The sequence below is a fragment of the Phycisphaerales bacterium genome (assembly GCA_016716475.1).
Taxonomy (GTDB): Bacteria; Planctomycetota; Phycisphaerae; order UBA1845; family Fen-1342; genus JADJWG01.
Window position 1 is genome coordinate 1,528,074 of the sequence record JADJWG010000002.1, and the last position, 12,725, is coordinate 1,540,798.

Consider the following 12,725-nt stretch of genomic DNA (forward strand, 5'->3'; position numbering starts at 1 on the left):
GTTCGCACAGGAGCAAACCATGAACCGAAATGCGCAGTCGGTGGCGGAGTATCTCGCGGCGCTGCCCGCGGACCGGCGCGCGGCACTGGATGCGGTACGGACGGTAATCTGCGCGAACCTCAGTGGGGGCTACGAGGAGGGCATGCAGTACGGGATGATCGGGTACTACGTGCCGCACAGCATCTACCCGGCGGGCTACCACTGCGATCCGAAGCAGCCCCTGCCCTTTGCGGGTCTCGCATCACAGAAGAATCACATGTCGCTGTACCTCGGCTGTGTCTACGGCAACCCGGAGCACGCGGAGTGGTTTCGTACGGCTTGGAAAGCGACGGGGAAGAAACTCGACATGGGCAAGGCCTGCATTCGGTTCAAGCGGCTCGAAGACCTACCGCTCGACGTGATCGGAGAAGCGGTCGCCCGCGTACCGGTAGAGAAGTACCTCGCGAGTTACGAGGCCAACCTGCCCGGGAGCGTGAAGCGGGCGAAGCCCACCAAGTACGCGGCCGCGAACGCAAAACGAGTGACGAATCGAGGAGCTGCCAAGCAGACCAGCAAGACCGTGCGCAAGACGGCCGCCAAACGGGTGCGGAAGAAAGAGTAGCAGAACGGTCCGGCGTGCTGGCCTGCAGGCCGGTCCGTCTCTGCCGCAACCGACCGTGGACAGCCGGAGTCTGACTCAATGTCTATCTGGTCTTCTTCTCGCGCACAGGGATCGCTTCCCCCATGGAGAACACCACAATCTCTTCGCCGCGCACGGTGCTGATATCATGATGCATGCTCAGCGGCTTCGCCCCGGTAACGCTCTCGATGAGCTGCTCCAGGATCGGTCGCGCGGTTTCGATCAACTGGGTCCGCACCTGCTTGAGCAGATCGCGCCCTTTTTCCGGCGGATAGGTTCCCACCAGTTGCTGCTCGGCTGATGTCAGAACCCCCTGCAGGCGGACGACGAGCAAGTCGCCAATCAGATAGGCGTGTACGCCCTTGGGACCACGGCCCATGTACTCCTGCTCGAAACGACTCATCGCCTGGCAAACTGCGGCCTCGATCTCGCCCTGCGTGTTCACCGGTCAGTCTCCAACCCTCGTCCTCTCGACCTAAGCAGGTTACGTGCGACAAATCGACAGCAAAGAACAAAAACGCCTCCTCGCTATTTTGTGTGGGTAACCTGAGCGATGGCCGGCAGCTTGAAGTCGAGTTTTCCGGCGATCAGGTAGACCATGGTGATCAGGTAGTGGGTCGAGCGGAAGCCGCGGGCTTTTCTCTTGGCCGACTGGATCAGGCTGTTGATCGCCTCCAGCGGTCCGTTACTGATTCGCGAAGTGAACCGCAGCACTTGCCGCCCAGTGCTTCTTGATCGTCTTGGCCGCCTTGATCATGGCCGGAATCCGGCTGTGGTGGCGCTGAAGTACCACTGCTTGAGCAGCGGTTCAGCCTCTTCCACGGTGTCGCAGGCGAAGAGATCCTGGAAGACACTCTTCATGTGCGTGGCCCGCACGGTCGCCAGCTTGCTGGAGCGCAACTCGTCAAAGACGCGGGCCTGCTTCTCGGTGCGGTTCCAGTCGTTCTTCAACCAGACGTAACGCGTGCCCTTGAGTTCCGGGTGTGTCCGCTGTTCCTCACGCCGGACCTGATCGACCGCAGCCCCAGCAGCTTCATCAGGTGGGTTGTCGAAGGTCAGTTGGGCCTCCGGGAACTGCTCGCGCAGACCGTTGATGAACGCCGCCGACATGTCCAGCAGGCCTCCTCAATCTGCTCGGCCCGCCCGCCGTGAGCCTCCAGGTCGCGCTTGAACGCCGCGACGGTCCGGGCATCCTTGCCTTCGGTGGCGAACAGCACCCGGCTTGGCTCGTTGCCCAAATCCATGAACACGCTGATGTAGTTGTGGCCGCGCGGAAGTCGTCCACGCCGATGGCGGTCACCGGCGAGAAGTCCGCCGCGGCGCGGGCCCGCTCGACATAGTGCTGCAAGACCCGCCACACCCGCGTGTCGTGCTCACCGATCAGAACGGCCACCTGCGCCGGGCGTCATGCCGCCCTGCACCAACATCAGGATGAACGCCTCCATCAGCAGCGTAAAACCCGAACCCGGCCGCGACCACGGCACTTCAACCGTCTTGACCCCGTGGTCCGGACACTCGACCCGCGGTTGCCGGGCGTGCAATAGCGTCTTGTGCTGAAAGAAGTTCAGGTGCCGCCAGGTCCGCTCCGTGCCTGTCGTAGGCCCCGCAACCGGCGGTCCGCACTCCGGGCAAGCGAAGCGGCTGCCGGAAGGGAAGTCCAGCCAGAGTTCCAGCTGCTGCCGGTCCCCGGAAAACTCGATCTTGCTGACGACCCACGGCTCGGCCAGCCCCAATGCCACCCGGAACAGCTCCTGCATCTGATCGCGCATCACTCGGCTTCCTTGCAGTCTGGCCGCGAACTCTCCGGCGGCTTCCTTCTCACCGGAGGAAAGAAGCCGGGGTTCAGGGGCAGAGCCCCCGGCGGGGTTTGGGGCGGAGCCCCATCGGATGCCGCTGCGGCCGCCTGATCCGCCGCATCCTCTCCGACCGCCGCCCGATCGAAAAGCGCCAGACCCCGCACAACTTACGTCACCAAGCTCACGGTCTTACCCACACAAAACAGCGAGGAGCCACAAAAACTCGGGGGGGGCCGAGTTCCGGATGATCTGCGCATGGAGATGGTATCGCAATACAATGCATTCGTAAAGGGCCGAGAAAAGTGTAGATTTGCTTTCGCCCGCACATCTGCTACAATAGATTACAGCGAGCTGGAGTGTTACCGCAGGCAACACACCCAGCTAACGCTTCGCAGCGTTCGGACGACTAAGTAAAGAGCAGCCCCGACTTGAGTGGTGGTGGCTCGTTATTGAGTAGGCCGATGTGGTCAGGCACTTCCAAGTGCGCAACCGCATCGGCCTATTTTTGTTTCAGGTCTGACATGTACGCGAGTGACGCAATGAACGGCAGAGTTCGACGGAGCGCTGCGAACCGGTTCCGTCCGTAGCGAACTGCACCGTCGTCACTTATGGCACCGCTCCCGGTTGCGGAACCGCTTGCGGGTTGAAGCGTATTGCCAAGAGGCAACGCGCGACCAGCAAGACTAGTAATTCGGATGACTGATTGAAGGGCAACCCCACTTTGCGGTTGGTGGCCCGTCAAGGAGTAAGCCGACCCGGCGACACGCTTACAGAGCATGTTGCCAGGTCGGCTTTTTTTGTTGGCTGTGTTTGCCAGGGCGCAACGGCCACGATGAACAGGATTTTGTGATGAAAAATGCGGGCCTGACTATGGCGCAACAGATCGCCGCCGCCGCCTCGGCCTTGGAAACGAAGCGCTCGGGGCTGATCCCCAAAGCTGTTACGGTGGTACAGAGCGATGGCACCCTCGTGGTCACGCTGCACGGCGTGCTTTCGGCAGCGGAACAGGCGCTGGCCCAAACCCCTGCCGGCGCCGCGCAGGTGCAGGAGTTTCACCGCCAACTGTTTACGAGCAACGCCGCCGGACTGCGCGCAGAAATCAAGCGCATCACCGGGGTCGAAGTACGGCAGGCAACTGCGGAAGTGGAACCCAGTTCCGGAGCCGTCGTGGCGGTTTTCACGACGGGCACGATCGTCCAGGTCTTCCTGCTCGCCGGACACATCACTCCGGAAGCGTGGTCTGCGGGTGAGGCCGTCAGGACATGACAGCACGAACATACCAATCCAGGCGCTTGTTCGCGGCATTGGCCACACGAACACGACGCCAGAAGGAGTAACACCATGAGAGGCAAACTTACAATGCGACGGATGACGATCGGGGTCACGGCGGCTCTAGCCGTGCTGGCACTCGGCGGGCTAGCACTGGGCCAGCAACAGCGCGGCTCGGGCACCCCCACGACACCTGCGGCGGGGGCCGAACGCCGGGCAGATGCGCCGATGACCGCCGCGCACTGCGCGGCGATGCTCAAGAACGCGAAACACACGCTTGCGGAAGGTATCGCCGCGGCGGAGAAGCACTGTGGCGGACGCGCGGTCCGGGCCGAGTGCATGATGAAGGCGGGCGCCGGGGAAGGGCCAGTCTGCGTCGTCACGCTGCTGGTAGGTGAAGACCGCCTGGTCGAAGCCACCGTGGACTCCAAGACCGGCAAGGTGATGAATCAGCGCGATCTGGACGGCCCGAGCCAGGGCCGCGCTGACCGGTCCAAGGACCACTGGGACGATTTTGCGATGGCGCGGAGCTGGCAAAAGTCGTCCAATCTGACCGGAAAGAAAGTGACCAACCCAGCCGACGAGGACCTCGGAACCCTGCAAGAAATCGTCGTGGACGCGAACTCCGGACGCATTCTCTACGGCGTGCTGTCGTTCGGCGGCTTCCTGGGCCTCGGCGACAAGCTCTTTGCGATTCCGTGGTCGGCGCTGCCGCTCTCGGGCGACGCGCATGCCTTTGTGCTGGACGTCGATAAGGAGCGACTGGAGAAGGCGGTCACGTTTGACAAGCGCCAGTGGCCGAACTTCGCCGATGAGCAGTTCGCCCTCGCCACCTTCAAGCACTACAACCAGAAGCCCTACTGGCAGAACGAGGACGGTGACGTACGCCAGGCGTCCGACGTTGACCGTCGCCAGGCCAACGCCTACCGGGCGCGCTGGAATCAGCGTGCCACGGTCTGGCAGAAAGCCAGTGATCTGGCCAGCAAGAATGTCCGTAACCGGCAGAATGACGACCTCGGCAAGATTGTCGATCTGGCCATCGATCCGCAGGCCGGCCGTATTCTCTACGCCATTCTTGCGACCCGCGGAATGCATTTCGCAATTCCGTGGCAGGCGCTGAGTCTGAGCGCCGATTACAAGCATTTCATCCTGGATATCAACAAGGACCAGCTTACGGACGCCCTCGGCTTCAGCAAAGACAATTGGCCGAACATGGTCGATTCGCGCTGGGCCACCGAGACGCACACCTACTTCAAGGTTGAGCCGTACTGGACCGACGCGCGGAGTGAACACTCAACCGCAACGCCCTGACGCGTTGCGAAAGATCCAACCTCCGGGGTACGCCGAGGACTCAGAGGGGAGTCGTCCGGCTCCCGGAGGTTTCCTTCGACACCGCGCCACCTGGCAGCGTATGCCGGCCGAGGACCGTCAAATGGAATCCATTGAGAAACAGGCAAGATCGTTTCTGCCGATCGAGCAGTGCGGCGTGCTGGTCGCGGACGATGAACCAGCCATTCGGGAATGCCTGCAGGTGGGACTCGCACGGGAAGGTTTCTCGGTCTGGCTTGCGGCCGACGGGCAGGAAGCGCTGGAAGTGTTCAGGGCCCACAGCGACGCCATCGACGTACTCCTGCTCGATGTGCGCATGCCGCATCTGGATGGGCCGGCGACCCTGGCGGGCCTCCAGCAACTGTCGCCGCAGGTGCCCTGCTGCTTCATGAGCGGCCATCTAGGGTCCCATACAGCCAACGAACTGCTCAGGAGTGGAGCGCACGCGCTGCTCCCGAAGCCGTTTCACTTGTCAGAGGTCGTCCAACTGCTGCGCGCGGCGACCCGCGGCAACCATTGTTCCGCGGCTTGCGTGCCGCGCAGCGCCGCGGCGTTCGCACCGGCGTGGACTCAGGATCACGGGGTTTTGTTCGCTTGAAGTGCGGCGTGGGCCGTGCCAGACGAGGTACCGTATCATGCTGTGGACTCTTGCTCTGATCCTTGTGCTGTTATGGCTGGTGGGCCTGATCACCTCCTACACGTTGAGCGGCTTCATTCATGTACTGCTGGTGGTCGCACTCATCGTCGTGGTGATTCGCCTCATACAGGGCCGCCAGGTTTCGATCTGAACGCTGCGGGCAGGAAGGATGCAGCCCCGTGGTGGGCTGCCCTGCCCGCTGTTTCAGGGAGGTAAGCAAGATGTGCAGGACTGGACTCATGAACTCTCGGCCTTGGGCAAGTTTCCGCCGGATGCTGGGGGGCGCCCTCTGTTTGGGCGCGCTGGTGTGCATTTCCGGGTGCGCCACGCTGGCCGGCCATTGGACCGGCGAAGCGCTGGCGCCGGAGATGGCGCGCGACCAGTTCAAGCTGCTGCGGCCGGCCGAGCAGTCCGGCCGGCTCGTGCGGGCGGAACTCCGTTTGCAGGATGACGGCAGTTACACGGCCGACCTCAATTATGACGGGCGCGTGGAACAATCGCGCGGTACCTGGAGCATGGACTCCAAGGGTGGATACCTCACCTTCGTCGATACGCAGGGACGGAGCTACGGCTATGCCGTGCGGCGTCCAAACGACGTAACGCTCGAGGTGATCAAGGGTGTCAAGGGTACTGATGCGACGCTGACGCTGAAGAAGCAGCCGTAAGGCGCTCCTCTGGACCCGTGACCGCTGCGGCCGCCCGGAGCGGTCACGGTGTCGGCGGGGGGACGCGGTTGCAAGCGGGCGGGTCCGACAGACACCACGCGTGGTGGCGGCTTTGGTAGGACGTCGCCCGCAATCAGTTAAGGGTACACCCATGAACAAGACCGGCATCGGCATTATCGGCGCAATCGTCGTCGTCCTGCTCATTGTCCTGCTGCTCGGCGGCACGAAACTCTCGTGCAAGGAGAGCTTCTGGGACAAGGACAAACAGGTCATCACGATCGAGAAGTGACAGCCACACGGGCGCGCCAAGAGCCCGCGCCAGCAGCGAGCTGGAAGTGGTTGTGACGCTGCCTGGCACGAAGATCCACTGTCACCTTGCAGCAACTCAGCAGGATCAACGCGCATAGCCCCGAGGTGAAACTTGCAGATCACGCGTCCGCTGTTCGTGTCCACATATCCACCGGAGGAGTGCGGCCTGGCCACCTTCACGCGGGACTCGGCGGACGCGCTCGACCTGGCCGCGGGCGCTCCCATCGCGGCGCTGGCCGCGATACAGAAGTCCGGTCCGGTGGAGTACGCGGATCCGCGTGTTGTGCATGTCATCGACAATGGCCGGGCTGACGCCTATCGCGAGCTCGCGCGGTTCGTCGACCACAGCCCGTACGACGTGATCAGTCTGCAGCACGAATTCGGGCTCTACCCGGGCGAATGGGGCAATGCGGTGCTCGACTTCATGCTCGCGTGCCGCAAACCCATTGTCACCACGTTCCATACGCTGATGTCGGAACCCGCACCGTTTCCACGGTGGCTCACCCGGCACGTCGCGGCACTGAGCCGCGCGATCATCGTGATGACCAAGAGCGCGGCCCATCGCCTGGTGAGCTCGTACGACGTACCCCGGCGCGGTACACGTCATCCCGCACGGCGTCCCGCAGCTCGGCGACCGGTCTGACGCGGACTGCAAGGCACGGCTGGGCCTGGCCGGTCACCGGGTCATCTGCACGTTCGGCCTGATCGACCGCGGCAAGGGGCTGGAACACATGATTGCCGCGATGCCGCGCATCCTCGCGGCCTTCCCCGACGCGCTTTATGTCATCGTGGGCGTCACGCATCCGATTGTGAAACGCGCCGAGGGCGAAGTGTATCGCGAGTCGCTGGTCGCAGCGGCCACAGCGCTCGGCGTCGAAGGCCGCATGTCCGCTTTGTGAACCGCTTCCTCAGTCTCCCGGATCTGCTGGAGCACTTGCAGGCGTGCGATGTCTACGTGACGCCGTACGCCGGCAAAGACCAGATCTCGAGCGGCACGCTGGCTTATGCCGTCGCAGCCGGCCGGCCGGTCGTCAGCACGCCGTACCTGTATGCCGAGGAAGTGTTGGCCGAAGGCCGGGGCCTGTTTGTGCCCTTCGGGAACAGCGCTGCGCTGGTCGAGGCAACGCTGCGCTACCTGAATGACGAAGAGCTACGGGTGCGTACGCGCCTCAAGGCATACGAGTACGCCAAGCTGATGCGCTGGCCCAGTGTCGGCCGGAAGTACCTGCGCGTCTTCCAACAGTTGATGGTGCCGCCGATGCAGCGCGACCACGACCAGCGCGTCGTGCCCCCCGTCTGGCAGCGGGTTGATGCGTCAGTGGGAGAGGTGCGTGATGCCCGTGTCCGGTGAGATCGCCCTCGACCACCTCGACCGCCTGACGGACTCAACCGGGTTGATTCAGCACGGCATCTACTGTTTGCCGCGTCGGGACAGCGGCTACACCATCGACGATAATGCGCGCGCCCTGCGCTTGTGTGTGCATCTCTGGGGACGGCGGCCGGAACGGAGCATGCTGAGTCGCATCACGGGCTATTTGAGTCTGCTGGAATACGCACGTCGTCCGGGTGGCGGATTCCACAACCTGATGAGCTACCAGCGCCAATGGCTGGACACGGATAGTTGGGGTGATTGCCAGGGACAATCGGTACGTGCGCTGGCCGAAGTGCTCGGCAGTGAATTGCCCGACGGTTACCGCGCCTTGGCCCGCGAGCTGATTGACGCGGTAGTGCCAACGCTCGCAGAACTGAAGAGTCTGCGTGCCCAGGCCTACGTGATTCTGGCCTGTGGGCACCTCTGGTCCGAAGCTGTGCCGGACATCGCGGCGCTTGAGCACGTGGCCTGGTGCGCCGCGGAACATCTGGTCGAGTGCTACCGCCGTTCTCGACGCCCGGACTGGCACTGGTTCGAGTCACGGATGACCTATGCCAACGCGGTCATGCCGCATGCCCTGTTTGTCGCCGCCGCACACTGGCCGGACACGCCTTTCCTTGAAGTGGCCGAGGAGTCCCTGGCGTGTCTGAACCAGGAGACGACCATCGACGGTTTATTCTGGCCGGTGGGGAGCAACGGGTGGTACTCGCGCGGGGAGTCCAAGGCGGCCTATGACCAGCAGCCCGTGGAAGCGGGCACGATGGCGGACGCGGCGGTGGCGGCCTTTCGACTGCATCCCACGGAGGGGCTTCGCGCCCTGTATCGGCGCGCCCACGGCTGGTTTTACGGACAGAACAGTCTGGGCCTGGCACTCGTCGATGAGCGCACGCGCGGTTGCTATGACGGGCTCCAGGCCAGCGGTCTGAATCGCAACCAGGGGGCCGAATCGACACTGGCACTCCTCTGGACGCAAGTCTTGCATCGCGATTGCGGCGACGTGAGCGGCGCCGCGACGATCTCGCCGCAGACCCAGGCCTAGCAGTCTGCCACCAAGAGAACAGGAACCTACGATGCACCGAGATGCGCAGCCGGCAAGTCTCTATACGGAGTTGTTTCAGCGCCATCCGAACAACCCGATCCTGACCGCGCGGGACTGGCCCTATCCGGCCCACACCGTTTTCAACCCGGGTGCTTGCCAGGTGGACAATGAGACCGTCCTGTTGGTGCGCGTCGAAGACCGTCGCGGACACTCTCACCTGACGGCCGCGCGCAGCAACGACGGAGTGTCCAACTGGCACATCGATCGTCACCCCACGCTCGCGGCGGACCCCAAGCGATGCTCCGAGGAGGCCTGGGGGATCGAGGATCCGCGCCTCACATGGGTGGAGGAGCGGCAGGAGTGGCTCATTGCGTACACGGCCTTCTCGGCCAGTGGGCCGCTCGTTTCGCTGGCGCGCACCACGGACTTCGTGGACTTCGCACGTCTGGGGCCGGTCATGCCACCGGAGGACAAGGACGCCGCACTTTTTCCACGCCGTTTCGGCGGCCGCTACGCGATGATTCATCGGCCGGTGTCCGCTGGCAGCTCCGGGGCGCACATCTGGCTGTCGTTCTCGCCGGACCTGACGCACTGGGGCGATCACCACATCTTGCTGCACGCACGGCGCGGCGCGTGGTGGGACGCGAACAAGATCGGACTCAGCCCCCCGCCCATGGAGACGCCGGAGGGCTGGCTGCTGCTGTACCACGGTGTGCGACACACCGCGGGCGGGTGCCTCTATCGCTTGGGGCTGGCCCTGCTGGATCTCGATGATCCGCGCCGCGTGCTGCACCGTGGTGACGAGTGGGTCTTCGCACCCGAGGAACCCTACGAACGGCACGGCGACGTCAACGGCGTCGTGTTCCCGGGTGGCTGGATCCTGGACAAGGCCACCGGCGTGATCCGCATTTACTATGGTGGCGCGGACAGTTGCGTAGCGTTGGCTACGGCACGCTCAGCGACCTGCTCACCTATGTGCGGAAGTGCCCTGCTCCGCCGGCGTAATCGTTCGGTATGGCGGCGAGGTCGTGCCCAGCGAGTGGAATCAGACTGGACGGCGTCGGCCGCTTCGCGGAGCGAGCCGGGTTGTAGCCGTGTGTGGAGCGAATACCGCGCGATGGAGCCGCAGATTTGTCATCCTTCGGGGGGCCTGATTGACGCCTGCGACATGTGCTGGAAATCCACCGCGCTCACCCGGGGCGCGAAGTCACGATCGCCAGCAAATTGCACCCCGGCGGTTGACCGTGGACCTTCTCCTTGCATAATAGAACAACGTGGAGTTGCCCGAAGCAGCCACGTATGGCCTTCAGTAGTGAGTAACCGCGTTTTGCGGGCGTAATTCAGTGGTAGAATGCCAGCTTCCCAAAACCGCGCGCCGCAACTTAGGCACCTCAAAAACCGCCTTGGCGCTATCAGGAACGCGGTTTTGTCGGGTCGATTCAGGGTGGTCCAACTGCCTAAGTTGTGTCGACTCGATCGCTTAAGTTGTGAAAGCCAAATTGGTGGCGTCCGCGACCATCCGGTCCTGAAGGCTCCCCACATCTATCCCCAGACGAATCGCTTATAACTCCATCAAGTGCATCTTATCCAACACGGCAGAGACACGGTCACGCAATGCCGCCTGATCAGACGGAACCTGTGCACTCCGTGCTATTCCTGCGCTTCCCGGAAGACAGTGATCGTTGAGATCAGTAAGCGATGCTCGCAGCGGCACCGGAAACCATGCTGGGGCGTACCACGCGAGGCACATGAAAATCGGTATCCAAACGAAGCCGATGCATATCCCGTAGTAGCTGGCCATGCAGACACCGACCATGTTAGCCGCCATGAGGCACCAATAAGGCGATAGTCTTGGTTGGCCGTCTATCTGTCCCGTGGCGACGCCGCCACCAGCCAATGTAGGCGTTGCCCGTTCTTGCCAACATAGAGCCAATTCAGTCGTCCAGCGACCAACACTCCAACTGCGGTCAATCACCCATACATCTCGCAGCAGCTCGGCACGTTCGCGACGCCTTCTCGCGTCGAATACGATGGCGTCAGCCGCGTCCCAGATAGCACCGATCCCCACCACAAGATGAGGCAGCCCTCACAGATCGATTCGGGGCGATCATCGAGAATTGCTTCACACGATTCCCGGATCCACGGGCCGCATTGTAGTGAAATCAATGCACTTGTCGAGACTGGCATGGGGGCTGCGGCTGGGGATCTCAAGTCACCAGCTTGATACCAGCCGCACCGCTCGGATGCCTGTGCTGCGTACGTGCTCCATCTGGATCGAATTCGAATGTTCGTGCGCCCAGACCACCCAGATGGCCAGAACGCGGCGGCCAAACAGGAAATCCGAGAGGCAACAGCAGGTGCGGGGGAGGACTGAACACTGTAGCGCCCCACGGAGCTCCAATCGCCTGCAGAATCGCCGCTAGTCTGGTCACCGACAAGCTCAACTTTCGTCGCACAGGAACAGCCAGATCATTGAAAACCGTCCAATCTCGGTCCGCAAGCATAACGATGCCCGAGTAGAGGGCAGGATCTCGAACGGGATCGTAGTCCCCGCCCATCGGTTTGAGCATCTGGGCTGCGTGGCATGCTCGGTCCTTCGCTGCACGCGTTGCGTCTCGCTCTCCGACGCGCCCCGTCGCGAAAAGCAGTCAGCGGGTCTGCCACTCATGAACATGGACACCGGGGTTGTGGACCCCGAGCACATCCACTTGACGCAGTACACAATAACGGGAACTAATGCGGGTCCGAGAAGCACAATGCTTGATCCGTACGCACTGACGAAGACGCCGGTCGCGATAAGGGCTAACGGCGGCAAGACTACGTGAGCAATCAGCCGCGAAAATGTCGCGGATCGCCACGGCACACGGCCAAAGTCCAACCGGCTGCCGAGTTCGTCGCGGGCTGTGTAGGTGCCCAGGAGGAGTTTGGCCGAGAAGCGTAAGATTCTCCCCGAGGAATTGAGCAGAACGATGATGCGTTCAGGCACGTTGTCCTCAAGAATCGTTGGCATCTTCAGGTTCGAGCGAGTGAGGCGTCGTGGTGTCGAATTCCTGCGCAACGACCATGCTGGGCCGGCGCGGAGCCTTGGCCAAGGGCTGGCGGCCGTCCAGAAAACTCTCGACGAATGCGCGGCTCGTGGCGACATAAGATCGCCAGCGGCGATTCGCCCAAATCGTGAAGAGTAAAGGGGACGTGGTCAATAGCATCCCAAGACAAGAGTTACCCACCGCACTTCCGTCCGGGTAGCCGTCACGGGACCGGAATTGCAGCCCAAGGCCCATCTCGCGCGACAAAGCCGATTCCGAGCCCCAGTGTCACGAGTCCGATTATCAGGATCGTCTTCAAGGTTATTATTCCGGCCAGCAATTAGTGACGGAGTTTGTCACCCGGATGACGGAACTCCGTTCCAGACCAACCCGGTTGGCAACCAGCTCAACCCTATAGTCGCGGGACTCCAAAGTTCGAATAGGGCGCCAGAGCCAATCCACGGAACACCGATCGCACGCAGAACCTGTGCCATACCGAACACCGCTGCTATGACTCCGACCAAGGTCAGGGAGCACATCGGGGCACCTCGTTCGATTCTGTCAGCTCTTGTTTGCGAGGCGGCTGGTCGAACCAGGTACGGAGTACGTGAACGCCCCGCTTGCGGAGGTCGCCTATCTGGCTTGGATCATCCCGTCGGGCGGC

13 protein-coding genes and 1 pseudogene are annotated in these 12,725 nt (G+C 62.6%); 12 read left to right on the forward strand and 2 right to left on the reverse strand.

Translation table 11 applies throughout. The features are described from left to right. Positions 1–19: 19 nt before the first annotated feature. A complete protein-coding gene (locus IPM18_13905) occupies positions 20–601 on the forward strand; it encodes a DUF1801 domain-containing protein (GenBank protein ID MBK9120674.1) in 582 nt (193 codons plus the stop codon). Between the two features lie 82 nt (positions 602–683). On the opposite strand, the gene IPM18_13910 is transcribed toward IPM18_13905, so the two are convergent. Both IPM18_13910 and IPM18_13915 read right to left on the reverse strand, forming a co-directional pair. Beyond that, on the reverse strand, positions 684–1,064 hold the full coding sequence (locus tag IPM18_13910) for a DUF2294 domain-containing protein (protein MBK9120675.1): 381 nt from the start codon (positions 1,062–1,064) through the stop codon (positions 684–686). 83 nt (positions 1,065–1,147) lie between these two features. Then, positions 1,148–2,388, reverse strand: a pseudogene (locus IPM18_13915) (ISL3 family transposase). Between the two features lie 876 nt (positions 2,389–3,264). Between IPM18_13915 and IPM18_13920 the strand changes: the two are divergent. The 11 genes from IPM18_13920 to IPM18_13970 all read left to right on the forward strand — a co-directional run bounded on the left by IPM18_13920 (position 3,265) and on the right by IPM18_13970 (position 10,374). After that, complete coding sequence (locus IPM18_13920) at positions 3,265–3,681, forward strand: DUF2294 family protein (GenBank protein ID MBK9120676.1); 417 nt, start codon at positions 3,265–3,267, stop codon at positions 3,679–3,681. A 132-nt stretch (positions 3,682–3,813) separates the two neighbouring features. Then, positions 3,814–4,995 carry a PRC-barrel domain-containing protein gene (locus IPM18_13925; GenBank protein ID MBK9120677.1) on the forward strand — a complete coding sequence of 394 codons (1,182 nt, stop codon included), beginning with the start codon at positions 3,814–3,816 and terminating at the stop codon, positions 4,993–4,995. Positions 4,996–5,116: 121 nt separating this feature from the next. After that, entirely contained in the window at positions 5,117–5,611 is a 495-nt protein-coding gene (locus IPM18_13930) for a response regulator (protein MBK9120678.1), read from the forward strand. Positions 5,612–5,648: 37 nt separating this feature from the next. Continuing rightward, complete coding sequence (locus IPM18_13935; GenBank protein ID MBK9120679.1) at positions 5,649–5,801, forward strand: lmo0937 family membrane protein; 153 nt, start codon at positions 5,649–5,651, stop codon at positions 5,799–5,801. A gap of 88 nt (positions 5,802–5,889) precedes the next feature. Next, positions 5,890–6,315 (forward strand): hypothetical protein, encoded by a 426-nt coding sequence (locus IPM18_13940; GenBank protein ID MBK9120680.1) that lies wholly within the window; start codon positions 5,890–5,892, stop codon positions 6,313–6,315. A gap of 151 nt (positions 6,316–6,466) precedes the next feature. Then, positions 6,467–6,604, forward strand: coding sequence for a hypothetical protein (locus IPM18_13945; GenBank protein MBK9120681.1), 138 nt, complete (start codon positions 6,467–6,469; stop codon positions 6,602–6,604). Positions 6,605–6,736: 132 nt separating this feature from the next. Continuing rightward, positions 6,737–7,267 carry a glycosyltransferase gene (locus IPM18_13950; GenBank protein ID MBK9120682.1) on the forward strand — a complete coding sequence of 177 codons (531 nt, stop codon included), beginning with the start codon at positions 6,737–6,739 and terminating at the stop codon, positions 7,265–7,267. 88 nt (positions 7,268–7,355) lie between these two features. After that, a complete protein-coding gene (locus IPM18_13955; protein ID MBK9120683.1) occupies positions 7,356–7,523 on the forward strand; it encodes a hypothetical protein in 168 nt (55 codons plus the stop codon). Continuing rightward, the gene (locus IPM18_13960; protein MBK9120684.1) at positions 7,520–7,975 is read left to right on the forward strand and encodes a glycosyltransferase; all 456 of its coding nucleotides are present in this window, start codon (positions 7,520–7,522) and stop codon (positions 7,973–7,975) included. The genes IPM18_13955 and IPM18_13960 overlap by 4 nt, the downstream gene beginning before the upstream one ends. Continuing rightward, positions 7,959–9,035 (forward strand): glycosyltransferase, encoded by a 1,077-nt coding sequence (locus tag IPM18_13965; GenBank protein MBK9120685.1) that lies wholly within the window; start codon positions 7,959–7,961, stop codon positions 9,033–9,035. The genes IPM18_13960 and IPM18_13965 overlap by 17 nt, the downstream gene beginning before the upstream one ends. Positions 9,036–9,066: 31 nt before the next feature. Next, the gene (locus IPM18_13970) at positions 9,067–10,374 is read left to right on the forward strand and encodes a hypothetical protein (GenBank protein ID MBK9120686.1); all 1,308 of its coding nucleotides are present in this window, start codon (positions 9,067–9,069) and stop codon (positions 10,372–10,374) included. The last annotated feature ends 2,351 nt before the right edge of the window (positions 10,375–12,725 follow it).

Bases quoted from the DNA above. Each gene is read 5' to 3' on its own strand.
- IPM18_13945 (MBK9120681.1), top strand. From the start codon at position 6,467: ATGAACAAGACCGGCATCGGCATTATCGGCGCAATCGTCGTCGTCCTG.
- IPM18_13920 (MBK9120676.1), top strand. From the start codon at position 3,265: ATGAAAAATGCGGGCCTGACTATGGCGCAACAGATCGCCGCCGCCGCC.
- IPM18_13970 (MBK9120686.1), top strand. From the start codon at position 9,067: ATGCACCGAGATGCGCAGCCGGCAAGTCTCTATACGGAGTTGTTTCAG.
- IPM18_13940 (MBK9120680.1), top strand. From the start codon at position 5,890: ATGAACTCTCGGCCTTGGGCAAGTTTCCGCCGGATGCTGGGGGGCGCC.
- IPM18_13965 (MBK9120685.1), top strand. From the start codon at position 7,959: ATGCCCGTGTCCGGTGAGATCGCCCTCGACCACCTCGACCGCCTGACG.
- IPM18_13955 (MBK9120683.1), top strand. From the start codon at position 7,356: ATGATTGCCGCGATGCCGCGCATCCTCGCGGCCTTCCCCGACGCGCTT.
- IPM18_13930 (MBK9120678.1), top strand. From the start codon at position 5,117: ATGGAATCCATTGAGAAACAGGCAAGATCGTTTCTGCCGATCGAGCAG.
- IPM18_13935 (MBK9120679.1), top strand. From the start codon at position 5,649: ATGCTGTGGACTCTTGCTCTGATCCTTGTGCTGTTATGGCTGGTGGGC.
- IPM18_13905 (MBK9120674.1), top strand. From the start codon at position 20: ATGAACCGAAATGCGCAGTCGGTGGCGGAGTATCTCGCGGCGCTGCCC.